This window comes from Streptomyces sp. NEAU-174 (genome assembly GCF_052665095.1).
In genome coordinates, this window is sequence record NZ_JBQTCE010000006.1 from 139,497 (window position 1) to 162,485 (window position 22,989).

General features: G+C 70.2%; 18 protein-coding genes and 1 pseudogene. 11 read left to right on the forward strand and 8 right to left on the reverse strand.

The window, feature by feature from the left end; genetic code table 11:
- Positions 1-50: 50 nt before the first annotated feature.
- Positions 51-689 carry an Rv1733c family protein gene (locus tag ACT2CW_RS18960; protein ID WP_445517479.1) on the forward strand — a complete coding sequence of 213 codons (639 nt, stop codon included), beginning with the start codon at positions 51-53 and terminating at the stop codon, positions 687-689.
- A gap of 37 nt (positions 690-726) precedes the next feature.
- Here ACT2CW_RS18960 and ACT2CW_RS18965 read toward each other — a convergent pair whose 3' ends face one another.
- Entirely contained in the window at positions 727-3,090 is a 2,364-nt protein-coding gene (locus ACT2CW_RS18965; RefSeq protein ID WP_445517480.1) for a collagenase, read from the reverse strand.
- Positions 3,091-3,296: 206 nt separating this feature from the next.
- Here ACT2CW_RS18965 and ACT2CW_RS18970 point away from each other — a divergent pair, with 206 nt between their 5' ends.
- Both ACT2CW_RS18970 and ACT2CW_RS18975 read left to right on the forward strand, forming a co-directional pair.
- Positions 3,297-4,670 carry an aminopeptidase P family protein gene (locus ACT2CW_RS18970; protein WP_445517481.1) on the forward strand — a complete coding sequence of 458 codons (1,374 nt, stop codon included), beginning with the start codon at positions 3,297-3,299 and terminating at the stop codon, positions 4,668-4,670.
- Between the two features lie 129 nt (positions 4,671-4,799).
- A complete protein-coding gene (locus ACT2CW_RS18975) occupies positions 4,800-5,486 on the forward strand; it encodes a GntR family transcriptional regulator (RefSeq protein ID WP_182468291.1) in 687 nt (228 codons plus the stop codon).
- A 35-nt stretch (positions 5,487-5,521) separates the two neighbouring features.
- On the opposite strand, the gene ACT2CW_RS18980 is transcribed toward ACT2CW_RS18975, so the two are convergent.
- The 4 genes from ACT2CW_RS18980 to ACT2CW_RS18995 are packed head-to-tail and all read right to left on the reverse strand — an operon-like array spanning position 5,522 to position 10,006.
- Entirely contained in the window at positions 5,522-6,724 is a 1,203-nt protein-coding gene (locus ACT2CW_RS18980) for a Gfo/Idh/MocA family protein (RefSeq protein WP_445517482.1), read from the reverse strand.
- A gap of 32 nt (positions 6,725-6,756) precedes the next feature.
- Positions 6,757-8,097 carry an ABC transporter substrate-binding protein gene (locus ACT2CW_RS18985; RefSeq protein ID WP_445517483.1) on the reverse strand — a complete coding sequence of 447 codons (1,341 nt, stop codon included), beginning with the start codon at positions 8,095-8,097 and terminating at the stop codon, positions 6,757-6,759.
- Positions 8,098-8,107: 10 nt separating this feature from the next.
- Positions 8,108-9,028 (reverse strand): carbohydrate ABC transporter permease, encoded by a 921-nt coding sequence (locus tag ACT2CW_RS18990; RefSeq protein ID WP_445517484.1) that lies wholly within the window; start codon positions 9,026-9,028, stop codon positions 8,108-8,110.
- An 18-nt stretch (positions 9,029-9,046) separates the two neighbouring features.
- A complete protein-coding gene (locus ACT2CW_RS18995) occupies positions 9,047-10,006 on the reverse strand; it encodes a carbohydrate ABC transporter permease (protein ID WP_164422825.1) in 960 nt (319 codons plus the stop codon).
- Between the two features lie 166 nt (positions 10,007-10,172).
- Between ACT2CW_RS18995 and ACT2CW_RS19000 the strand changes: the two genes are divergently transcribed.
- Entirely contained in the window at positions 10,173-11,342 is a 1,170-nt protein-coding gene (locus tag ACT2CW_RS19000; RefSeq protein WP_445517485.1) for an ROK family transcriptional regulator, read from the forward strand.
- Between the two features lie 86 nt (positions 11,343-11,428).
- On the opposite strand, the gene ACT2CW_RS19005 is transcribed toward ACT2CW_RS19000, so the two are convergent.
- Both ACT2CW_RS19005 and ACT2CW_RS19010 read right to left on the reverse strand, forming a co-directional pair.
- Positions 11,429-13,066, reverse strand: a complete 1,638-nt coding sequence (locus ACT2CW_RS19005; protein ID WP_445517486.1) for a DHA2 family efflux MFS transporter permease subunit — start codon at positions 13,064-13,066, stop codon at positions 11,429-11,431.
- Positions 13,067-13,420: 354 nt separating this feature from the next.
- Positions 13,421-14,344 carry an SDR family oxidoreductase gene (locus ACT2CW_RS19010; protein WP_445517487.1) on the reverse strand — a complete coding sequence of 308 codons (924 nt, stop codon included), beginning with the start codon at positions 14,342-14,344 and terminating at the stop codon, positions 13,421-13,423.
- An 88-nt stretch (positions 14,345-14,432) separates the two neighbouring features.
- On the opposite strand from ACT2CW_RS19010, the gene ACT2CW_RS19015 reads away from it, so the two are divergent.
- Positions 14,433-15,008, forward strand: coding sequence for a TetR/AcrR family transcriptional regulator (locus tag ACT2CW_RS19015; protein WP_445517488.1), 576 nt, complete (start codon positions 14,433-14,435; stop codon positions 15,006-15,008).
- A 60-nt stretch (positions 15,009-15,068) separates the two neighbouring features.
- Here the strand turns inward: ACT2CW_RS19015 and ACT2CW_RS19020 are convergent.
- A pseudogene (locus ACT2CW_RS19020) lies at positions 15,069-15,173 on the reverse strand (TetR/AcrR family transcriptional regulator); the annotation flags it as partial.
- A gap of 100 nt (positions 15,174-15,273) precedes the next feature.
- Here ACT2CW_RS19020 and ACT2CW_RS19025 point away from each other — a divergent pair.
- From ACT2CW_RS19025 to ACT2CW_RS19050, 6 genes are all read left to right on the forward strand, one after another.
- Complete coding sequence (locus tag ACT2CW_RS19025; protein WP_445517489.1) at positions 15,274-16,635, forward strand: PucR family transcriptional regulator; 1,362 nt, start codon at positions 15,274-15,276, stop codon at positions 16,633-16,635.
- A 171-nt stretch (positions 16,636-16,806) separates the two neighbouring features.
- A complete protein-coding gene (locus ACT2CW_RS19030; RefSeq protein ID WP_445517490.1) occupies positions 16,807-17,301 on the forward strand; it encodes a flavin reductase family protein in 495 nt (164 codons plus the stop codon).
- 39 nt (positions 17,302-17,340) lie between these two features.
- The gene (locus ACT2CW_RS19035; protein ID WP_445517491.1) at positions 17,341-18,555 is read left to right on the forward strand and encodes an acyl-CoA dehydrogenase family protein; all 1,215 of its coding nucleotides are present in this window, start codon (positions 17,341-17,343) and stop codon (positions 18,553-18,555) included.
- Positions 18,556-18,726: 171 nt separating this feature from the next.
- Complete coding sequence (locus ACT2CW_RS19040; RefSeq protein ID WP_445517492.1) at positions 18,727-19,662, forward strand: NADP-dependent oxidoreductase; 936 nt, start codon at positions 18,727-18,729, stop codon at positions 19,660-19,662.
- Positions 19,663-20,034: 372 nt separating this feature from the next.
- Positions 20,035-21,234 (forward strand): S8 family peptidase, encoded by a 1,200-nt coding sequence (locus ACT2CW_RS19045; RefSeq protein ID WP_445517493.1) that lies wholly within the window; start codon positions 20,035-20,037, stop codon positions 21,232-21,234.
- A 193-nt stretch (positions 21,235-21,427) separates the two neighbouring features.
- Positions 21,428-22,837: a PLP-dependent cysteine synthase family protein gene (locus ACT2CW_RS19050; RefSeq protein WP_445517494.1), complete on the forward strand. Its 1,410-nt coding sequence runs from the start codon at positions 21,428-21,430 to the stop codon at positions 22,835-22,837.
- The last annotated feature ends 152 nt before the right edge of the window (positions 22,838-22,989 follow it).

Here is a 22,989-nt window from a genome sequence, read left to right on the forward strand (position 1 = left end):
CGGCCGGGGTCTCCGGTACGCCATCCCCCGATCCTGGAAGGAGAACCACCGTGTCCGGCGAGATACCACCCGCGCAGCCGCCTCCCGATCCCCCGCACCACGACCTCGTACATCCCCTGTCGCTGTGGCGCTGGCGGCACAATCCGCTGTACCGGTGCACCGACCGCCTCCAGGCCCGGATCGCACTGGCGTTGTTGCTGCTGGTGCCGGCCCTGGGGCTCGCCGCCACGTTCGCCGTCGGTGACGCCGCGCACCGCCACTACCGCGCGGCCGCCGAGCACCAGCGACAGAGCCTGCGCCTCACCACCGCCGTCCTCACCCATGACGCCCCGGATCACCCGGAGCCCGGATCGGCGGAGGCGAGGGAGAACCGCTACCCGGCCACGGTCCGCTTCACCGACCCGAGCGGACGGGCCCGCACCGCGGAGACCGACGTCCTGCCCGGGCTGAACGCGGGCAGCTCCGTCCACGTCTGGGTCGACGCGGACGGAGCGATCGCCGAGCCGCCCATGACCGCCGCACAGATCCGCAGCCGCACCATGGGCTGGGCGCTTGTGGCCTTCCTGACCGTGGCGTTCGCCGGTGCCACCGCCTACCGCTGCGCCACCGTGGTCCTGCGCCGGCGCAATCTCGCCGAGTGGGACACCGAATGGGCCGAGACCGCGCCACGCTGGACCAGGTCCCCCTGAGCCACCGGCCGACAGCGGCCTCGACGCCGGTGACACATCAGCCGCGGAGGGGACCCTCACAGGTGTAGTCCGATGTGCCCGCGCGCTGGTTGGACCAGATGTCCACCTCGCCGAACCAGCAGTTCATATCGGTCAAGTTGTTGTCGCCGCCCGCGGCCCGGTCGAGGATGAAGTAGTCGACCGTCTCGGACATGTCCTCGAAGACCGCGTCCGTGTCACGGGCATCGGTCAGGTTCGCGGTGATCCGGCCGGTGCAGACGAACCGGGGACGTTCCGCCGCGCCGGTGGCACGGCAGTCCGGGTCGGACGCGGTCATCGCGGTGAAGGAGGAGCGGATCTGGTCGGCCGAGCTGTCACGGAGCTCACCCAGGGGCGTGTAGGTGGTGTGGGGCACGTACAAGTCGGCTACGTGGGCGATCTGTTCGTCGAGGAAGCGGTCGTACGCGCTCTGGAGCCCCGCGTCCCCGCCGAGCCGGTCGCGCCAGGCGTCGAAGGCCGCCGGGTCGTCGGAGCGCAGATCGCGGTACATCTCCCGCAAGAGGGAGGGGTGTTCGAGCCACAGGAACTCGAAGAAGGTGCCCGCGTAGTCGTAGAAGCGGAAGCCGTCGCCGCCGTACGTCGCGTGCAGGAGCTGGTTCACGGTCATGCGCGGCCCGCCGCCGGCCGTGTCGTCGATGATCCCCTGAACCAGGGACTTGCGGACCCGGATGCCGTCGTCGCGGGTGGCGCCGTCGAAGAACTCGGCGGTGCCCTCGTCCATCGCGGTGGTCCGGTCACCCTCGTACCAGTGACCTTCGCCGAAGCTGCCGGGCACCGCCCAGCGACCGTTGAGGTAGTGGGTGTACTCGTGGCGGAACAGCTCCTCCAGGGTCAGTGAGGAGTCCTGCGGGACGCGGCGCTGGTATGTGTAGAAGGTCGCCCCCTTCTCGATGTAGACGCCGCCGTTGTTGGTGTCCATGCCGGTGAGGAGCGGGTGGAAGTTCTCGTAGTCGGCGCGGGAGCCGTACAGGACGATGTGCAGCGTGGTGTTGGTGTCGTCCGCGAGGGGCGTGTCCGTGCCGAGGACGCGGTGGAACTGCGCCTTGACCTGCTTGCTGGCGTAAGTGAGCTGGTCGACGGTGTCCCGGTCGAGGGCGGTGCGGACCTGGATGCCGTCGGTGCCTTCGGTGCCGTAGACGTACGTGTACGGGAAGAGTCGCCTCTCGATGTCGTCCTTGCACACGTGGTACGGGGCGCAGGCTTCGAACACCCCCAGCCAGGTGGCGACCTTCGCCCAGGGTGCGCTGCTGTCCCCGAAGTTGCGGGCGGTGGTGTCCAGGAGGGTGCCGAGGCCGGAGACGATCTCGTCGCGCAGCCCTTCGATCTGGCCGAAGCGGCCGTACTCGCTGAGCGCGTCGCGTATCACCCAGGCGTTGGGCCCGTCCTTGAGGTGGGTGTGGCCGGCGAAGGAGCTGAAGGCCGCCCGGTACGAGGGGTCGGCCGTCACCGCGGTGTGGAAGGCGGCGTCCTTGTTGCCGGGATACACGCCGAGGTAGTTCACGGTGAGCGCCGCGAGGGCGGCACCGGCCCAAGAGGTGTCCTGGGCGGTTTCGGGGTGCTGGGCGTCCATGGTGGCCAGAACCCGCTTGACCAGGGGGAGTTGGTGCTGACGCAGGCCGGGGGCGGAGGCCGCGTCGAGCGCTTCGCGCAGGGTTTCGGCGTTGGGGCGGGTGACGTCGAAGGTACGGGCGGCCGAGCCGAAGGCGTCGACAGCCTCGCGCATGGCGTTCACGGTCGGCACGTCGGTGATGTCGATCTCGTCGTGCGAGAAGTCCTGGTACGCCACCGCGTGCAGGTAGGTGAACAGCTCCAGCAGATGGCTGCCGTCCTTGCCGTCGTGGGAGGCGGCGAGTTGGGTGATGCGGCGGGAGACGGCCTGGACGTGCTCGTCCGACATGACGGGGACGAGTCGCTGGTCCCAGGTCCACAGGATCGAGCGCAGACAGCCGTCGGCGGTGACGGCGGGGTCGGCCAGGAAGTCGGCGAACCGCTCCGGCGGCAGGCCCGTGACGCCGTCGAGCGTGCAGGGCACGGATGCCGTGCCGAGTGTGGCGTGCGGAGTGCCGGCGCCGCCCCGGCTCTTCGGCGCGGGCGTTCGGGCTCCGGGGACACCGCCGCCGGTGAGGCCGCCGGGGGCCGGGACCTTCCGTGCCCTGCTCGGGGCCTTGGCCAGGCGGTCGACCCTGTCGAAGGGGTCGGACGAGGCGGCCGTCCGTAACGCCGAAGGCCGCGCGGGAGCGGGGGCGGCCGCGTGACCGGACGAGGTCGCCGTCACGCAGAGCGTCACCGCCACCAAGGCCGTGAGCAGACTTCCGCGCGTGGATCCGCGCGTGAATCCGCGCGGGTTTCTCGACTGGAACACCGTTGGCTCCTGTGTGGGGAGGTGGCAAGGGCTGTGGGGCAGCGGTGCCTCAGGGCCTGAATCGCCCTGTGCGGGGCTGCACATGAGAGCGCGTGGTGCCATGTGATGCGTAACGTAATAATGTGAAATTGCACAGGGTGCAAGGCCCTCGACGCGACGGACCGCGGAGAGCTTGAGCCTGTCAACGTACGGATCAAGGAGGACCGATGCACGATCCCCTGACCGGCGCACCTCGGACGGCCGGCCATGACCTGCCCGTCTCACCGGAGTTCGAGGTCTTCATGGCGGGTGACTGGGCGCCGACCCCGCTGCCCGCGGACATCCGGTCGGCCGCCGCCGACTTCACCTCCGCTCGCCGCGCCCGGCTGTCCGCCCGCTTCCCCGGCGAGCGACTGATCATCCCCGCGGGCGAGCTGAAGGTCCGCTCGAACGACTGCGACCACCGCTTCCGGCCGTACAGTGCGTACGCCTGGCTCACCGGTCTGACCGGCGAGGAGCAGGCCGGGCATGTCCTGGTCCTGGAGCCGGACGGGCCCCACCGGCATGAGGCGGTCCTGTATGTGCGGCCCCGTTCGCCGCGCACCGATGGCGGCTTCTACCGGGACCGGCGCTACGGCGAGTTCTGGGTCGGCCGGCGCCCCGACCGCGACGAGACCGCGCGTATGACCGGCATCCGCTGTGCCGACATCGGCGACGGGGCGGAGCCACCGCCTGGCCGCGACGCCACGGTCGACGCCGAACTGCGCGCGGCCTTGAGCGAGTTGAGGCTGATCAAGGATGCCTGGGAAGTGGGGCAGCTACAGCTCGCCGTGGACCACACGGTCGCCGGTTTCGAAGACGTGGTGCGTGCCCTGCCGCGCGCCCTCGCCCATCCACGCGGCGAGCGCTGGATCGAGGGCGTCTTCGGCCTGCGCGCCCGCGCGGAGGGCAACGGCACCGGCTACGAGACCATCGTGGCGTCCGGTGCCCACGCCTGCGTGCTGCACTGGATACGGAACGACGGGCCCCTGGACGCACGGCGGTTGCTGCTGCTGGACGCGGGCGTGGAGACGGACAGCCTCTACACCGCCGACATCACGCGCACCCTCCCGCTCTCCGGGCGGTACTCCCCCGTGCAACGGCGGGTGTACGACCTCGTGCTCGCCGCCCAGGACGCGGGCATCGCGGCGCTCAGGCCGGGCGCGAGCTTCCGTGACTTCCACCGGGCCGCGATGCGCGTGATCGCGGAAGGGCTCACGGAATGGGGTGTGCTCAAAAGCCCCGAGGGCGACTTCCACCGTCGCTACACCCTGTGCAGCAGCGGACATATGCTCGGGCTCGACGTCCACGACTGCGCTCAGGCACGCGCGGAGAGCTATCTGGACGGGGTGCTGGCGGAGGGCCAGGTGCTGACGGTCGAGCCCGGCCTCTACCTCCAGGCCGACGACGAGACGCTCCCGGACGAACTGCGGGGCATCGGGGTGCGCATCGAGGACGACCTGGTCATCACCGCCGAAGGAGCACGGCTGATGTCGGGCGCCCTGCCGCGCACCCCGGACGCGATCGAGGCGTGGATGGGAGAACTGATCGAGAGCCGCTGAATCGGTGCCGGTAGCCGCATCCGCACACGGGCACCCACGAGAACGACGCCCGTGAGAACAACATGACATTGTACTCTGGTGATCCTCTCGGCCGTGCAGGCACGGGGCACGAAGGGAACACCAACCGTCATGGGCCACCTCAAGCAGCGCAACCTCATCACCACCAGGGAGCGGCTGCGCGACCAGGTGGCCCACGCCCTGCGCGCCGCGCTGATCTCCGGCGAACTGCGCCCCGGCGAGGTCTACTCGGCACCCGGTCTGGCCGAGGACTTCGGCATCTCCGCGACGCCGGTGCGCGAGGCGATGCTCGACCTGGCCCGCGAGGGCCTCGTCGAACCCGTACGCAACAAGGGCTTCCGCGTCACCGAGGTCAACGAACGCGACCTCGACCAGTACACCGAGATCCGCGCCCTGATCGAAGTCCCCATGATCGGCCGGATCACCCGCGGTGCCGCCCGCGAGGACCTGGAGGCGCTGCGCCCGGTGGCGGAGGACATCGTGCGCGCCGCGCGCGAGCACGACCTCATCGGCTATCTGGAGGCCGACCGTCAGTTCCATCTCTCCCTGCTCGCGCTCGCAGGAAACGACCGGCTCGTCGAAACCGTCGGCGACCTGCGCAAACGCTCACGCCTGTACGGACTGACCACACTGGACGAGCGCGATCAGCTGATCCCGTCCGCCGAGGAGCACATCGAGCTCCTCGACCTGATGGTCGCGGGTGATGTGACGGGCGCCGAGACATGCATGGCCCGCCACCTCGGCCATGTGCGCTCGCTGTGGGCCAAGCCCGGTCCAGGCACAGGCCCTGGCACCTGACCGGCCGCCCCGAGGGGCAGCCGGTCCACGGCCGCTCAGCTCTCGGGGGCGTCCCCGAAGTCGGGGATCTCCAACCGGGCTCCGCCCTGCCGCGCGGACTCGTGCGCCACGATGCCCGGCAGGGTGTAGCGGGCCGCGACCCAGGCGTTCACGGAGGGCAGTGTGCGGGTGTTGACCGCGGTCACGAAGTCGTCCACCAGGAAGTGGTGGCTGCCCTCGTGCCCGTTGTGCAGATGGTCGAACTCCCGGGGCAGCCGCGACCGGTCGTGCACGGGCGCGGAACCGGAAGTGAAGGCGGCGCGCAGGGCGGGCGCGATGTGCTCGAGCGACGGGTCATCGGGAGCCAGTGTCGGCTTGGGCTCCAGCAGCTCCGTGATGTCCTTGACCCCCTTCTTGTCCTGCCAGAAGCTCACCGTGGCGAGCTGTTCCATGCTCGCGTCCGTACCGAAGAACCGGAAGCGCGATTCGCGGATATGCGAGGGATAGCCGACCCGCCGGAACTCGTTCGTACGGAACGAGCCGCCACCGGCCACCTCGAACAACGCGGTGGCGTTGGAGATGTCGTTCCCGAACTGGCTGACCTCCTGGTCGAAGACACCGTCCCCGCGGTCGTCCTTCACTCCGATCGCCGACACACTCACCGCGTGCGTCTGCCAGGCGCCGAGGACCCCGCCGACGGAGTGCGTCGGGTAGAGCAGCGGCGGATAGCTGGCCGTCGCCTTCCAGTTCTCGCCGCCGCTGTACTGATAGGCCTCGTAGAAGCCGAGGTCCATGTCGTGTACGTAGTCGCCCTCGGCATAGAAGAGGCGGCCGAAGGCGCCGGCGGCGATCTGGTCGCGGGCGTGCACGGTCGCCGGGTTGTACTGGCTCGTCTCCCCCATCATGTACGTCAGGCCGGTGGCACGTACGGCCTCGATGATCGCCGCTATCTCCTCGCGGCTGATCGCCATCGGTACCGCCGAGTACACGTGTTTTCCGGCGTTCAGGCCCTGGAGTACGAGCGGGCCATGTGTCCAGCGCTGGGTGAAGACGGCCACCGCGTCGACCGCGTTCGACTCCAGCATCGCCTCGTAGGAGGGGAAGGTGCCCGACAGCCCTTCCGCGGCGGCCAGTTGCTCGGCCCGCTCGGGCAGCAGATCGGTGACGTGGACGTCGCCGACGCCCGGGTGGGCGAGGAACAGCTTGGCGAACTGGCCGGAGAACTGCCCGGCGCCGACGATGCCGAGGGAGAACGTCATGCGGCAATGCCTTTCGTGAAGTCGCGGAGAGTTCACTGGTCGAAAATGAAGTTGATCTGGCTGTTGGCCGTGTCGAGTCTCGCGGGCGCGCCGCCCCCGTAGAGGTCCTGCATCGCGGGGCGCATGAGCGCGTACACGTCTGCGGCGTAGTTGGTGATCGGGAACGAGAAGGTCGTGAAGTCCTTCTTGTCCGCCACCGGCTGGGTGAAGGCCGTGGTGTCGATTCCCTTTTTCTCGTAGGCGGCGACGGCGGCCCTGGTGCCGGCCGGGGTGGCGGGGAAGACGACCCCGTATGCGCCGACGGCGGTCTGGCACGCGTCGGAGGCCAGGTACTCCACCCACTTCCTGGCGCCCTCCTTGTTGCGGGCGCCCTTGGAGATCGAGTCCGCCAGGCCGTTCATCATCGTGGCCCGCTTGCCGGTCGGGCCGACCGGGGTGCGGGCGGTGCCGACGTCGAGGCCTTTGGCCCCGTAGTAGGTGGAGAGCATCCAGGCGCCGTCGAAGGCCGTCGCGGCCTTGCCCGCGGCCACCTGCGCGTTGGGCGGGTTCGCCTGATCACCGTAGACCTCGAGCGGTGCGAGGTACCCCTTCTTCGCCAGGCCGAAGTACCACTTGACGACGGACTGGAAGATGGGGCTGTCGTAGTTGTACTTCGTGCCCCACCGCTTCTTGTCGGTGTAGGACCAGCCCGCGGAGCCGGTGAAGGGGCTCCACTGGGTCTGGCCGTTGTCGTCGCCCGCGCCTCCGGTGGCCAGCCCGTAGACCTTGACATGGTGCTTGTCGAAGCCCGGTTCGTCGCCCCGCTTGCCGTTCCTGTCGATGGTGAGGTGCGCGATGGCCTTCTCGAACGTGCCGCCGTCCTCGGGGTTCCAGGAGAGGGCGTTGAGTTTCCCGGCGGAGATCCCGGCCGCCTCGGCCATCTTCTTGTTGTAGAAGAGGGCGACCGTGTCCCAGTCCTTCGGGGCGCCGTAGCGGTGGCCGTCCTCGCCGACCCAGTTGTCGGCGAGCCCCGGCTGGTAGTCGGACTTCTCGATGCCCAGATTGTCGAGCGGCTCGAGCACCTTCAGGTCGCTGAACTGCCCGAACTTCTGGATGTGGTCGGTGAACACGTCCGGCTGGGTGCCCGCGATGAAGCTCGCGGTGAGCTTGGTCCAGTAGGCGTCGAAGCCTATCTGGGTGATCTTGACCTTCAGGCCCGGGTTCTCCCTCTCGAAGCCCTTCGCGCAGGCCCGGTAGGCGGGCAGCTGATTGGTGTCCCACATCCAGTACGTCACCGTGTGCGCGGACGACCCGGCGGATCCGCCCTTCGCGCATCCGGTCACCAGGGACAGCGCCAGCGCCCCGGTCAGCGCCATGACCGTACGAAATCGCATCACTGTCCCCTTACTTGATCCCGGTGAAGCCGATGGAGCTGACGATGCGGCGCGCGAAGAGACCGAAGAGCACGAGCATCGGGATCGCGGCGATGAGGGTCGCCGCCATGAGCCCGGACCAGTCGGTGCCGGTCTGCGGGGTCTGTGCCCGGAAGGTGGCCAGCGCCACGGTCAGGACACGCGAACTGTCGCTGTACGACACCATCAACGGCCAGAAGTAGTCGTTCCAGGACGTGATGTAGGTCAGGACGGCCAGGGTGACGATGGGGGTGGCCGCCATCGGCAGGAGCACCCGGAAGAAGATCCGGACCTTTCCGGCGCCGTCGAGCAGCGCCGCCTCCTCGACCTCCCGTGGCACGTTCATGAAGAACTGCCGCAGGAAGAACACCGCGAACGGGGTCATGAACATCGTCGGCAGGGCGATCCCGAGCAGCGTGTCCACCAGGCCGAGTTGCTTGATGAGCACGAAGTTCGGCAGCAGGGTGAAGATGGCGGGCACCATCAGACCGGCCAGGAAGAGCCCGAACACCTTGTCCCGGCCGCGCCACTTCAGGCGCGCGAACGCGTACGCGGCCATCGCGGAGAAGAAGACCTGGCACACGGTGATCAGGGTCGAGAGCAGCACCGAGTTGAGCAGATAACGCCAGAAGACCAGCCCGTCGCCCGCACCGCCCTGTGCGATCGCCTCCTCGGCGGACTGGAGGCCGAGGGCCCGTTCGAAGCCACCGAGGGTGAAGTCCACCGGCAGCGGGTTGACGGGATCGCCGGCCAGCGCGGAATTGGAGGAGAGCGCGGTGCGCAGGATCCAGTAGAAGGGCAGCAGTGTGATGAGGACGATCAGGCCCATCACGGTCCAGGCCATGGCCCGTCCGGGAGTGGGCCCGCGCCGAACGCGCCGGACGCTCGGTGTCGCTGTGGTCATGGCAACCATGCCGGTTCATCCCCTCCGTCAGCCGAGATCGGTCTGGCCGGCCCGGGTGAGCCGGTACTGGACGATGGTGATCACGCTGAGCACGGCCAGCAGGGCGACGGACATCGCGGACGCGTAGCCGAACTGGAAGCGGCCGAAGGCCGCGCCGTAGATGTAGTACTGGAGCACGTTGGTCGCGTTGGCGGGACCGCCCGCGGTGGTCACCGCCACGGTGTCGAAGACCTGGAACGAACCGATCACGGTCATGATGAGCACGACCGCGAGCACCGGCCGCAGCAGTGGCATCGTGATCCGCCAGAACATCCGCCACTCGCTCGCGCCGTCGACCCTGGCCGCCTCGTACATGTCGTTCGGTATCGCCTGAAGGCCCGCGAAGAGGAGGAGGGCGGTGTAGCCGACGTGCCGCCAGACGTTGATCAGGGCGATGGTGGGGATCGCCCAGGTCTCGTCGGCCAGGAAGGGAACGCGGTCGAAGCCGAGACCCTGGAGGATCTCGTTGCCGATGCCCATCTGGGTGTCGAGGATCCACAGCCAGACGATGCCGGCGACGACGTTCGACATCAGATACGGGGTGAGCACGACGCCCCGCAGTACGGCCGACCGCGTCAGCCGCTGGAGCAGAACCGCGATGGCGAGGGCCGCGACCGTCTGCACACCGATGTTGATGACCACGTACTCCACCGTGACCGCCAGCGAGTGCCAGAACACGGGATCGCGGATCATCCTGGCGTAGTTGTCGAGGCCGACCCACTCGGCCGGAGTCAGCAGATTGAAGCGGGTGAAGCTCAGATAGATGCCTCGCAGCGTCGGCCAGAGCAGGAAGACCAGGAAGCCGAACAGGGCGGGGGCGATGAAGACGGCCGCGAGAGCTCCGTCGTCACCCGCTCCCCGGCCTTTGCGGATCTTGAGTTTCGAGGTGGCTTCCTCGGCGCGGCGCAGGGGCAGGCGCGAGGGAGGGCTGCTGGAGGCGACGGTCATCAGGAGGCTCTTTCGTCTGCGGCTCGTCCTCAGGTGCCATTTACTTTTGATGCGGAAGAATCCTGCCGTCAAGAGTTGTGCAAGCGTCTTCTGATGCGAGCCATGGCGCCGTAGGGTGACAGCATTACTTCCGAAGCGAAAGAAAACATGGAGGAGTCCGCCCCTCATGACCACACCTGACGCCAGTTGGCTGCCGCTGAGTCCCGGGGAACGTGCGGTGGCGATCGAGGTGCTCGTGCACGGTCCGCTGTCGCGCGCCGAACTCGCCCGCCGGCTGGACCTCTCGGCGGGCAGCCTCACCCGGCTGACCAAACCGCTCATCGAATCGGGTCTGCTGGTCGAGAGGGGCACCGAGGGTGCGGCATCGGCGGAGGTGCGCCAGGGACGGCCCTCGCAGCCGCTGGACATGGTCGCCGAGTCCCGGCTCTTCATCGGCTTCAAGATCACCGAGGACATGGTGTACGGGGTGGTCACCACGCTCCGCAGTGACATCCTGGCCCGCGCCGAGCGGCAGCTGACCACACACGAGCCCGAGTCGGTCATCGATCTGCTGCGCGAGATGACGCGGGAGTTCACCCGGGCCCATCCCCGGACGGCCGGGATCGGCATCGGGGTGGGGGCCGGTGTCCGGGACCGCTCGGTCGTCATCCGGTCGCCCTTCCTCGACTGGGACGAGGTACCGCTGGCCGAACTGGTCGAGGAGCGGACGGGGCTGCCGACGGTCGTCGAGAACGACGTGGCGGCGCTGGTCGAGGCCGAGTGCTGGTTCGGCGCGGGCCGCGGCCTCGACCGGTTCGCGGTGCTCACCATCGGGGCCGGACTGGGTTACGGACTGGTCAGTGGCGGCAGGCGGGTGGTCTCTTCCGAGGACGGTCTGAGCCTCGGCCGGGGGCGGCACTGGATGGTCGATCCCCACGGCCCGCTCACCCCGTACGGAGAACGCGGCAGCGCCGTCTCCCTGCTGACCATCCCCAGCATCCGCTACCAGCTCCAGGCCGCCACCGGCCGGGAGATGACGTACGAGGAGATCCTCGGCCTCGCCGCCGATGGCGAGCCCATGGCCGCCCGGGTCGTGGACGAGGCGGCCCGGGCCCTCGGCACCATCGTCTCCCAGATCGCCAATTTCGCGATGCCCCAGAAGATCCTGCTGGCCGGCGAGGGAGTGGGCCTGGTCGACGTGGCCGGGGCAGCGGTGGAGAAGGCCATCCTCGCCAACCGCCATCCCCGGGCCGAGAAGGTCAACCTCGAGACCAAGGTGTCCGACTTCCACGACTGGGCCCGCGGCGCCGCAGTGCTGGCCATCCAGGTGCTGGTCCTGGGCTCGGCGCAGGCATGACGCCGCGTTGTGGGAGAGGCTCGCGGCGATGACGGCGGCCGCGCAACGGCCGCGGCCAGCGGGCCGCGGCCGTTGTCATCGCCGGGTCAGTCGTGCGGTGTGGTTTCGGCCCGCTGCCCAGCAGTGGGCCTGGCCGTCGGCTTCTTGTGCGGCTTCTTGTGCGGGCTGAACAGGAAACAGCACAGGGCGGCGGCCACCAGGACCCCGGCGCATGCCACGAGGGCGGTCTGCATGGCGTTGACGAAGCCGGTGGCGAACGTGTCGGCGGTGACGCGTTCGTACAGGCCGGTCGTGGCGGGATTCAGGCCGTCGGGTGGCGTGGGCGGACGGTAGTCATGTGCGGCGGCGGCGCTGTTGTCGATGAACTGGGCACGCAGATCCTCCGGCAGCCGACCGGCCCGTTTCTCGGCCTCGTCGCGCAGGGTCGAGGAGAGGCGGGCCGACAGCAGGGCGCCCAGCACGGCGGTGCCGAGGACACCGCCGATCTGCCGGGTGGTGCTGGAGACTCCGGAGGCCGCCCCGGCCAGCCGGGGATCGACGCCGTCCATGGTGGCCTGCTGAAGTGGTGCGAACGTGGCACCACTGGCGATCCCGATGATGGTCAAGCCGGGCAGCAGACTCCATGCGCCGCTGCCGGGGCCGACCATGGCGACCAGCACCAGCAGGCCGACGGCCAGCAGCGTCATCCCCGCCAGCAGGATGTACTTGCCGCCGAACGTGTCCGACAGCCGCCCGGCGTACATCGAGCCGACGGCGGTGAGTACGGCGTTCGGCAGCACCACCAAACCGGTCTCCAGCGCCGAGTACCCGCGTGCCATCTGCAAGTACAGCACCAGCACGAACATGATGCCGATCATGCCCAGTTGGAAGACGAACCCGACCCCGTTGCCGACCGCGAAGTTGCGCGCGCGGAACAGGGCCAGGGGCATCAGGGGTTCGTCCCGCTGCCGGTGCTGCCGGAGGACGAACACCGTCAGCAGCGCGACACCGGCGACGATGACCGAGGTGATGCTGATCGGCCCGGCGATGCCGCCCCAGTCGTAGCGTTCTCCCTCGATCAGACCGAACACGACCCCGCTCAGTCCGGCGGTGGCCAGCGCGACACCGGCCAGGTCGAGTCGGTGCCGGCGTTCCGAGCGCATGGGCGGGGCGACCGTCAGCGCCAGCACGGCCGTGGCGACCCCGATCGGAACGTTGATGAAGAAGATCCAGCGCCAGCTGAGGTGGGCGAGCAGGAAACCGCCGAGGACCGGCCCCACGATCGGGGCGAAGCCGACGATCGCGCCGAACAGGCCGAACGCCCTGCCGCGCAGCTGCGGCGGGAAGATCGTCAGGATCGACGAGATGACCTGCGGGAACAGCACCGCGCCGCCCACTCCCTGGAGCAGCCGGGCGACCAGCAGTTGGGTCGGTGAACTGGCCAGCCCGCACAGCGCCGAGGCGATGGTGAAGGTGATGACGCCGATCACGTACAGCCGCCGGTATCCGAAGATGTCACCCAGCCGCCCGGTGGTGATCAGCAGCACCGAGAAGAGGAGCAGATAGCCGTCGATGACCCACAGCACCTGGTCGTAGGAGGCGTCCATGCTGTGGATCAGCGTGGGGATGGCTACGTTGACGATGGATCCGTCGAGCAACGACATGAAGAAGCCGATGCACATGACGGCGAGAACCCGCCACGGGTGTCGCGTGGCGGGTTGCTCGGGGGATTTGACTTCCGGCACTCCGGAGACCTCCCTGAGGGGAACCGTCTGCGGGGTGGTGACACGGACCGGACCGCTGATGCCGGATCGGCGATATGGCCGGGACACGGCCCCGGGCAGATCCCCAGGGGCTCGGAAGGAACCAGGAGAGCCGACGCACGTCGCCACCATCACAGAACACCCTTTTCCAGGATGTGATGAGTGACTTCCACCTTCCCCGTGTCATCGGGACCCGGGTGAAGCTGGTTGGCGAGGCGGAGAGCCCAACGGTGAGAAGCCGGTTCGGAGCTTAACACGCCGTATTCGGCCCGCGCGCACAGGAGATGGCCCGGAGCCCGGCGTGGCGGAGCTGGGTCAGGCGGGGGCGGATCCGGGTCAGGCGGGGGTGGCGGGGACCCGGAAGTAGTGGCCCTTGTCGAGGTCTTCGAGGAGGCCGGGGTGGGTCGGCCGCCAGTCCAGCAGTTCACGGGTCAGGGCGTTCGACGCCGGGATGTCCTGGCCGAGGAAGCCGCCGAGCCAGGTGAAGTGCTCGGCCGCGGCCTCGGGGTCCACAGAGGTCACCGGTACGCCGAGATGACGGCCGATCACCTCGGCGATGTCCCGGATTGGGACACCCTCCTCCGCGACGCCATGCAGCACCGAGCCCGCCGGGGCCTTCTCGACCGCCAGGCGGAACAGCCGTGCGGCGTCGAGGCGGTGGACGGCCGGCCAGCGGTTGGCGCCGTCGCCGATGTGGCCGGAGACGCCCTTGGCCCGGGCGATGGCGACCAGGGCCGCCATGAAGCCGTTGTCCCCGTCACCGTGGCAGGTCGGGGACAGTCGCACCACGGACGAGCGCACACCGCGCGAGGCGAGTGCGAGCACCGCCTGGGCGGTGGTCGCCCGGACCGAGACCGACGAACCGTCGATCGTGGGCGTGTCCCGCTCGGTCGCCACCCGCCCGGGCGCGAGGCCGGCCAAACCGGAGGCGAGGACGAAGGGGCGGCCGGTGCCGGAGAGCGCTTCTCCGAGGGTGTCGACGGCGCGGCGGTCGGCCTCGGCCGCGCCCTGGAAGTCGCCGGTGAAGGCGATGTCGTGCTTGAACGCGAGATGGATCACGCCGTCCGACGCGGCGGCGGTGCTCCCCAGGACGTCGAGGTCGTCAATGGTGCCGCGGACCACTTCCACCCCGGCGGCGGTGAGGGCGGCGGCGGAGGTGTCGGAGCGGGCGAGCCCGACAACCTGGTGCCCCGAGCCGATGAGCTCGGGAACGACGGCGGAGCCGATCCAACCGGAGGCTCCGGTCACGAAGACGCGCATGAGAGATGCCCCAAATCATTGATGTCAGTGACTGTCATCGAACTCTAGCACCTGATGTCAGCCACTGCCATCGCGGTAGGATCCGAGCATGGGTAGATGGGAGCCGAACGCGCGCGGACGCCTGGCGAAGGCGGCGTTGGAGCTCTATGGCGAGCTCGGCTACGAACAGACCACGGTGGCGGAGATCGCCAAACGGGCCGGCCTCACCGAGCGGACCTTCTTCCGGCACTACGCCGACAAGCGCGAGGTGTTGTTCGACGGATCGGGCGCGTTGCAGGAGCTGTTCGCGACCGCGGTCGCCGAGGCGCCGAAGTCCGTGGCGCCGATCGACGCGATGATGGCGGGGCTCGAGGCGGTCTCCACGGTGTTCGAGGGTCGGCGCGAGCACGCCCGGCAGCGGCAGGCCGTCATCGTGGCGAACGCGGAACTCCAGGAGCGCGAGCTGATCAAACTCGCCTCGATGTCGACCGCGCTCGCCGACGCCCTGCGCCGACGCGGTGTCGAGGAGCCGGCCGCGAGCCTGACCGCCGAGGTGGGGGTCGCCGTCTTCAAGGTCGGTTTCACGCGCTGGCTCACGGCACCGGAGGAACGTGAGATGTCGCAGTTGATGCGGGAATCGCTGGCCGGGCTCAAGGCCGTGACCGCGCGCGGCGGCACCTCTTAAAAGGCGGCCCAGTTGCGCGCGCAACGCCTGCGAGAGCGCGTCAACGGTCACGTCCACTACGGCCATGCGCTCGAGGGTGACGTCGAAGAACGCGCGGACAGCCGCAAGGGGCTCGGAGGCCGCACACGACAGGGCGGCGTCGTACTTGGCGCCGTAGCGCGCGGCCGCCCACCGGCTGAGGGTCGCCACACGAGCCGAACCGTGGGGCGCCGCTTCCGGCGGCGCCCAGTTGATCAGCCCCTCGGGTCGGATCGAGTATGGCGGTGTGACCAAGACCAGTCGGCCGCCGCGGCGGGCCTGGATCGCGCGGCTGGGGCCGCAAGGCGAGATCGACCTCGACCGTGCGGCGAGCCCGCGCGCGATCGTCGAGGACGCCGTCGCACGCGTCGGTGCGGACCCCGTGCGGTGGGCGATCGAGCTGAATTCCGTGGTCCTGCGGCGGATCGTCGGCGAGGTGCCGGTCCTCGGCGGCAGTCCGGCCGCGGTCGAGATGCTCCGCCGGGGCAATGAAGCGACCACCCTGCGGGCGCTGTTCACTCTGGCGGAGGGCCGGGCAGCCGCCCCGCCCGCCGATGAGGCGATCCTGGAGGGCATCCGCGAGTTCGTGCACCGGGCCATACCGCTCGAGCGGGTGTTGCACGGCGTCCGGGTCGGGCACGCGGCAACCACCGAGGCGTTCCTACGGGCCTGTGCCGAGCTGGTCGGCCCGGAGAATGCGGTCGACGAGGTCACGGCGGTCTCCCGCGAGCTGTTCTCCTACGTCGATGAGCTTTCCGACACCATGATCCGCACCTACCTCGTGGAGCACGAGGTGTGGAGCACCAGCGCGGCCGCGGCACGGGCCGACCTCGTGCGTTCCCTGCTGAGCGATGCCGCGGCGATGGACGTCGACGAGGCGTCGCGTGCTCTCGGCTACAACCTGCGGCGGACCCACGAGGCGGTGGTGGTGTGGTCGGACTCGCCGATGGGCGGCTCCACGCTCCAGGCGGCGGCGATCGAGGTGCTACGGGCCCGTGGCGCCACCACGACGCTGGTCATACCCGTGGCCTCGGGGCGGTTGTGGGCATGGGGCACCGTACCTCCGGACGGGACAGAGGGGGCGGACGGGATGGACCTGACCGGCTCATGGGAGACCATCGCGGAGGCACTGTCCCGGCAACGAATGCGGGCGGCCTTCGGGACCCCCGGTTCCGGCGTCGCGGGCTTCCGCCGCTCCCACCGCGAGGCCGAGCGCGGGGAGAGGGTCGAGCGACTGCGGCGCGAGGCCGGACGGGCTCCGAGGTACGCGACCGCCTACGCCGACGTCGCCGCCATCGCGCTGCTGGCCACCGATCTCGACGCAGCCGGCGACTTCGTACGGCGTGAACTCGGCGGGCTCGCCGCCCGCGGCGCGCCGATGGAGGCACTGCGGACCACGCTGTACCACTACATCGGCGCCGAGCGCAGCCTCGTGGATGTCGCCCGACGCCTGCACGTGGCCAGGGGGACCGTGACCTACCGCGTGAAGCGGGCCCAGGAGGTGCTGGGACACGACCTCGACGACCGCCGCTTCGCCCTCCACACCGCGCTGGCACTCGCCGAGGAACTGGGGGACGCGGTGCTCCTGCCGCGCGACGCCGACCGGTGAGGCCGATGTCCCGGTCCGACTCGGCCCGGCAGACCAACCGGACACCGGAATCCTGAGCCGACGGACCAAGCGGCCTTCTCTCAGCCGGAGTTGACTTCGTGATGTCGGACGCGGTGCCGCACCGGCCCGCGCATCCCGACAGCCGGATTCCAGCCCAACGGAAGGCCCACGATGATCGACCGAGAGACCTTTACCGAGCTGATGAGCGGGGTGTGTGCCCCGGTCACCGTGGTCACGGCGACGACCGCCGACGGGCGGCCGCACGGCAGCACCGTGTCGAGCTTCGCCTCGCTCTCGCTCGACCCTCCGCTGGTGAGTTTCGCCCTCGATCGCGCCTCGGGGCTGCTGCCCTGCCTCCAGCCCGGTGACCGGGTGGGCGTGAACATCCTCGGCGCCCACCAGTGGGAGCTGGCATCGACGTTCGCCCGTCGGCGCCAGGGTCCCGGCTCGAAGTTCGACGGCGTCACCTGGACCGTCCGCGCCGGACTCCCCTACCTGCCCGAGTCGGCCGGCTGGACGGCGGGACGCGTCGAACGCCACGTGGACGGCGGTGACCACGTCCTGCTCGTCGTATGCCTCGAGGAGGCCGAGGCCACCTCCGCGGCCCCGCTGGTCTACGCGCGCCGGATCTTCGGCACCCACGCCCCGCTCGCCGTCGCGAGCTGACCCGTACCTCGCACTTTCCCCGACACCGAAGTGACGACGATGAACATCACCATGGACGTTCCCCGCACCACCGACGCCGTGCGCGAGCTGCGGGCCGACCTCGTCGAGCGCGCCGCCGCGCTGCGCCCGCTGCTCTCCGGCAACGCCGATGCGACCGACCGCGAGCGCGGAGTGCCCACCGAGAACATCGACGCCCTGGCCGGGGCCGGTCTGCTCTCGCTGATGCGACCCGCCCGTTACGGCGGTCTCCAGACCGACCACCGCACCCTGCTGGAGGTCAGCCGCGAGGTCGGGCGCGCCTGCGGCTCCACCGCCTGGGTGACCTCACTGCTCAATGCCAACGCGTGGTTCGTCGGGCTCTTCCCCGCCGAGGCCCAGGACGACGTATGGGCCCACACCCCGCACGCCCGGGTCGCCGGTGTCGTGACCCCCTCGGGTACCGCGCGCGTGGTCGACGGCGGGTACCGGGTGAGCGGGCGCTGGGCCCCCGCGTCCGGGTGCGCCCACGCCGACTGGGCGGTCCTCGGGGTCACCCGGCCGGACGCCGAGGGCACGCCGGACGCCGTCGGCATCGTGCTGGCACCGATGTCGGAGCTGACCGTCGAGGACACCTGGTTCGTGGCGGGCATGCGCGGGACCGCCTCGAACACGCTCGTCGGCGAGGACCTCTTCGTACCCGCACACCGTTTCCACTCCGTTCCCGACGCCGTCGAGGGCCGCTACGCCACACCCTTCACCGACGAGGCGCTCTACCGGGCACCGTTCGTGCCGACCGCCGCGCTCGTGCTGACCGGGCCCCTGCTCGGGCTGGCCGCGGCCGCCGTCGATCTCCTGGTGGAGCGGGCCCCGGGGCGGGCGTTGACCCTGACGAACTACACCTCCCAGGCCGAGGCACCCACCATCCAGCTCGCCGCCGCGAGGGCGGCGTCGCTCGCCGACTCCGCCCGGCTGCACGCCTACCGCGCGGCCGACGACATCGACGAGGCCGCACGGGCGGGGGTGTTCCCCGATTACGACGCCCGGGCACGGATGCGGATGGACGCGGGAACGGCGGCGGTCCACGCGCGTGAGGCCGTCCGCACCGTGTGCTCGGCCCAGGGGGCTTCGAGCTTCGGTGAGTCCAACCCGTTGCAGCGCATCTGGCGCGACATCGAGACCGGGAGCCGACACGCGGTCCTCAACCCCGAAGTGGCCGCCGAGATCTACGGCAAGTCGCTGTTCGGCATCCGGGGCACGGTGTCCTTGATGGTGTAGGACGAGGTTCGCCGACGGCTCTCGTCGACGACGGAGATTCCCACAACCGCGGCGATGGTCATCGGCCATCTCCTTCGAGTTCCCGGCGCACCTTCTCCCGCCCGGCCTCGGTCAGGGTGGCGAGGGTGTACCGGCCGATTGATATGTGACTACACACTGGAGGAAAGTGCCATGAAGGCAGTGCGTTACCACGGCTTCGGCGGCAGCGAGGTCCTGCGCTACGAGGACATCGAGCGTCCGGTCCCCGGCACCGGGCAGGTGCTGGTGCGGGTGGCGGCCACATCGTTCAACCCGGTCGACGCTCACATCCGCGCCGGTGTCCTGACCGAGATGATCCCGGTCGCCCTCCCGCATGTGCCCGGAATCGACCTGGCGGGCACCGTCGCCGAACTCGGCGCGGAGGTGACGGGCCTTGAGGTCGGTGACCGGGTCGTGGCGATGCTGCCCCTCAACGCCGCCGGCGCGTCCGCCGAGTATGTGCTGGCCCCGGCCGAGGCCCTGGTCGCGGCGCCCCGGACGATCTCGCTGGTCGACGCCGCGGCGCTGCCCCTGACCGGCCTGGCGGCCTGGCAGACGTTGTTCGAGCTCGCCGAGTTGAAGCCCGGGCAGACCATCCTGGTCAACGGGGCAGGGGGTGCGGTGGGTGGCCTCGCGGTGCAGCTCGCCGTCGACGCGGGAGCGCAGGTGACCGCGGCGGCCGGTCCGCTCCACGCCGAGCGCCTGCGGAGCTACGGCGCGACCCGGGTCGTCGGCCACCTCGATCTCGCCGAGGGCCCGGCCGCCGTGGGTGGTCCCTTCCATGTCCTGCTGAACCTGGTGCGCGTCACACCGGACGAGGCCGCGCGGCTGTCGCGCTACGTCGCCGACGGCGGGGTCGCCGCCAGCGCGGCCGGCCCGGTTCCCGAGGAAGCCGCCCGGTCGGTGCGCACCGCGAGCCTGTTCGTCCGCGGCGACGCCGCCCAGCTGACCGAGCTGGTCGCCAGGGTCGACGACGGTCGGCTCCGGCTCCACATCGCCGACCGCCGCCCGGTGGCCGAGTCGAGTGCGGTGCACGAGGACGCCGCCGCCGGGCGGCTGCCCGGTAAGACCGTCCTGACCGCTCCCTGATCCCCCGGCCGGGACGCACTAAAACGTGTCTTGACGTCGTGTTCCAGTGCGGAGATGTGCTGGCTGAGCGCCGATTGCGTGATGTGCAGCGAGTCCGCGGGCGGATACCGATGGGACCGCGCACGGGGCCTTGACACCACGAGGCGGTGTGTACGGGTGATTGCGGGAACTTGACCGCCCGCAACGGCACATGACGCCCCGCTACGTGTGCGTGTCGTGTTGATGTCAGCCCTTGCCGCCCGCACCCGGCCCGGCGAATCCTCGACGAGCCGGAAGCGTGACCGTGTGCTTCCCGCGAACCGCGCAAGGCCCACAACCAGCAGAGCGCGCACGCACCACGGCGCGCCACCGACCGAGGAGGAACCCCTCGCGATGGCAGTGATGCGTACCACCAAGCGGCGGATCGCCGCGGGAATCGCCGCCGCGGCGGCTATCGGAGCAGCCACGGTGCTCCCCGCCCACGCCGCCCCGGCCGAAGGCACGGTCCTGAACGCCGGGGCCGCGGAGGCGGTCCCGGGCAGCTACATCGTCACCCTGAAGAAGACGGCCGACTTCAAGGCCTCCTCCGCCCGGGGGAAGGACCTCATATCCGGATACGGCGGCGAGGTGAAGCGGACCTTCACCGCCGCGCTGAACGGCTACGCGGCGAAGCTCGCGTCCACCGAGGCCAGGAGACTCGCCGCCGATCCGGCGGTCGCCTCCGTCGAGCAGGACCAGATGGTCCACGCCGACGCGACCCAGACCAACGCACCCTGGGGCCTGGACCGGGTCGACCAGTCCAACCTGCCGCTGAGCGGCACGTACACCTACCCCGATAGCGCCGGCAGCGGGGTGACCGTCTACGTCCTCGACACCGGTGTGCGGATCACCCACGCGCAGATCAGTGGCCGGGCGTCGTACGGCTACGACTTCGTGGACAACGACACCACGGCACAGGACGGTTACGGCCACGGCACGCACGTCGCCACGACCGTCGCCGGCACCACCTACGGCGTGGCCAAGAAGGCGAAGATCGTGGCGGTCCGGGTGCTCGGCAATGACGGGTCCGGCACCACGGCCGGTGTCATCGCGGGCGTGGACTGGATCACCGCCAACCACTCCGGCCCGTCCGTCGCCAACGTATCGCTCGGCGGCGGCGCCAGTGCCTCCCTCGACAACGCGGTGACCAAGTCGATCGCGTCCGGGGTGACCTACTCCATCGCGGCCGGCAATTCCAACGCCAACGCTGCGAACTACTCCCCCGCCCGGGTGCCGACCGCCCTCACCGTAGGCGCCACCACCAACGCCGACGCGCGGGCGAGCTACTCCAACTACGGCTCGACCGTGGACCTCTTCGCCCCGGGCTCGAACATCACGGCCGGCTGGAACAGCTCCGACACCGCCACCTACACGGGTTCCGGGACCTCCTTCGCCGCCCCGCATGTCTCGGGCGCGGCGGCGATCTACCTCTCGGGCCACACCACCGCGTCCCCGTCCGAGGTGGGGAGCGCGCTGGTGGACGGGGCCACGTCGGGGGCGCTCTCCGGCATCGGTTCGGGCTCGCCCAACAAGCTGCTCAAGATCGTGCAGTGACACCCTGATCGGCGCACCCGCCGCCCGCCGGGTCCCACCCGGCGGGCGGTACTCCGCTGTCCGGCGGTGCGATGTTTCCCACTCGGATCGGCCGTGTCGCCACGCCGGTGCCGCCGCGGGAGGTGATGAAACGGACCAGACTGTCAACTGACCGATAACCACGGCCCGCACCGGGCCTCACTCAGGCGGAGCCATGACTCTTCACGAATCCCTGCTCGACGCCGTCGGCGACACCCCGCTGGTCAGACTCACCAGGATCGCCTCCGGGGTGCCCGCCCCCGTCTACGCCAAGGTGGAGTTCTTCAACCCCGCCGGCAGCGTCAAGGACCGGGCGGCGCTGGGCATGGTCCTGGCGGCGGAGAAGTCCGGGGCGCTGGCGCCCGGCGGCGTCATCGTCGAGGGGACCTCCGGCAACACCGGGATGGCGCTGGCCATGATCGCCGCCCAGCGGGGCTACGGGTCGATCGTCGTCGTCCCGGACCGTACGAGCCCCGAGAAGATCAAGACGCTCAAGGCGTACGGCGCCGAGGTGGTCGTCACCACGGGGGCGCTCCCGCGTGAGCATCCGGAGCACGTGCGCAACGTCGCCGCGCGCCTGGCGGCGCGGACACCTGGCGCCTGGTACGCCAACCAGTACGACAACCCGGCCAATCCGGAGGCCCACCGGACCACGACCGGCCCGGAGATCTGGGCCGAGACCGGCGGCCGGGTCACCCACTTCGTCGTGGGCGTCGGCACGGGCGGGACGGCCACCGGGACCGGCGGTTTCCTCAAGGAGGCCAGCGGCGGCCTGGTCCGGGTGATCGGCGCCGATCCGCTGACATCCACGTACTCGGGCGGCGACGGAAGTCCGTACTACGTGGAGAGCATCGGCCACTACCTCCACCCGCAGACCGCGGAGGACGAGTACCCGGAGTCGTACGACCCGTCCGTGGTGGACCGGTTCGAGCGGATCGCAGACCGTGAGTCGATCACGACGGTGCGCAGACTGGCCCGCGAGGAGGGCATCCTCGCGGGCGGCTCGGCAGGCACGGCGGTGGCCGCGGCCCTGCGGGTGGCCGCCACCCTCACCCCGGACGACCTGGTGGTGGTCCTGCTCCCGGACTCGGGCCGGGGATATCTGTCGAAGTACTTCGACGACGGCTGGCTGCGGCGCTTCGGCTTCCTGGAGGACCTCCCGGGAACGCCGACGGTCGCCGACGTCCTGGGCGACCGCCCGGCCCCCCTCACCGCCCTTCCGTCCACGGCCACGGTGGCGGACGCGCTCACCGCCGCCGGAGCGCTCGTCCCGGTGCGTCTCCCCCGCTCCGGCGGCAACGCGACGACCGATGTGTCCGAGGTCATCGGCGCCGTCCGGCCCGATGCCCTCCGCGCCCTGGTGGCCGGGGATCCCTCAGCGTCCACCGCCCCGCTCCATGACCATCTCCTCCCCTCGCCCCCGGCCGTGGGCATCGGTGAAGCCGTCGACGAGGCCGCCGCCCGGCTCGCCCCGGACACCGGCACCGCCTGGGTCCTCATTGACGGCCGGGTGTCCGGCACCGTCACCCACGACGCCCTGCGCCAGGCCGACGTGGGCGGACGTGGCGGAACCGGGACATCGTGAGGCGACGCGGAATCGGGATGCACATGATTGCAATGGCGTGGCAACACAACGCTGTTGACGAACCAGCGAGTCCGAACTGATCTCGGGCAACCATTCGCGGCGGACCACCGGGGCGCGGTCAGTACCTGACCCCCGCAGCGGCGCCCACCCGT

Coding starts and splice junctions, on each gene's coding strand:
- ACT2CW_RS18970 (WP_445517481.1), top strand. CDS start 3,297: ATGCACGATCCCCTGACCGGCGCACCTCGGACGGCCGGCCATGACCTG.
- ACT2CW_RS18975 (WP_182468291.1), top strand. CDS start 4,800: ATGGGCCACCTCAAGCAGCGCAACCTCATCACCACCAGGGAGCGGCTG.
- ACT2CW_RS18980 (WP_445517482.1), bottom strand. CDS start 6,724: ATGACGTTCTCCCTCGGCATCGTCGGCGCCGGGCAGTTCTCCGGCCAG.
- ACT2CW_RS18985 (WP_445517483.1), bottom strand. CDS start 8,097: ATGCGATTTCGTACGGTCATGGCGCTGACCGGGGCGCTGGCGCTGTCC.
- ACT2CW_RS18990 (WP_445517484.1), bottom strand. CDS start 9,028: ATGGTTGCCATGACCACAGCGACACCGAGCGTCCGGCGCGTTCGGCGC.
- ACT2CW_RS18995 (WP_164422825.1), bottom strand. CDS start 10,006: ATGACCGTCGCCTCCAGCAGCCCTCCCTCGCGCCTGCCCCTGCGCCGC.
- ACT2CW_RS19000 (WP_445517485.1), top strand. CDS start 10,173: ATGACCACACCTGACGCCAGTTGGCTGCCGCTGAGTCCCGGGGAACGT.
- ACT2CW_RS19010 (WP_445517487.1), bottom strand. CDS start 14,344: ATGCGCGTCTTCGTGACCGGAGCCTCCGGTTGGATCGGCTCCGCCGTC.
- ACT2CW_RS19015 (WP_445517488.1), top strand. CDS start 14,433: ATGGGTAGATGGGAGCCGAACGCGCGCGGACGCCTGGCGAAGGCGGCG.
- ACT2CW_RS19030 (WP_445517490.1), top strand. CDS start 16,807: ATGATCGACCGAGAGACCTTTACCGAGCTGATGAGCGGGGTGTGTGCC.
- ACT2CW_RS19035 (WP_445517491.1), top strand. CDS start 17,341: ATGAACATCACCATGGACGTTCCCCGCACCACCGACGCCGTGCGCGAG.
- ACT2CW_RS19040 (WP_445517492.1), top strand. CDS start 18,727: ATGAAGGCAGTGCGTTACCACGGCTTCGGCGGCAGCGAGGTCCTGCGC.
- ACT2CW_RS19045 (WP_445517493.1), top strand. CDS start 20,035: ATGGCAGTGATGCGTACCACCAAGCGGCGGATCGCCGCGGGAATCGCC.
- ACT2CW_RS19050 (WP_445517494.1), top strand. CDS start 21,428: ATGACTCTTCACGAATCCCTGCTCGACGCCGTCGGCGACACCCCGCTG.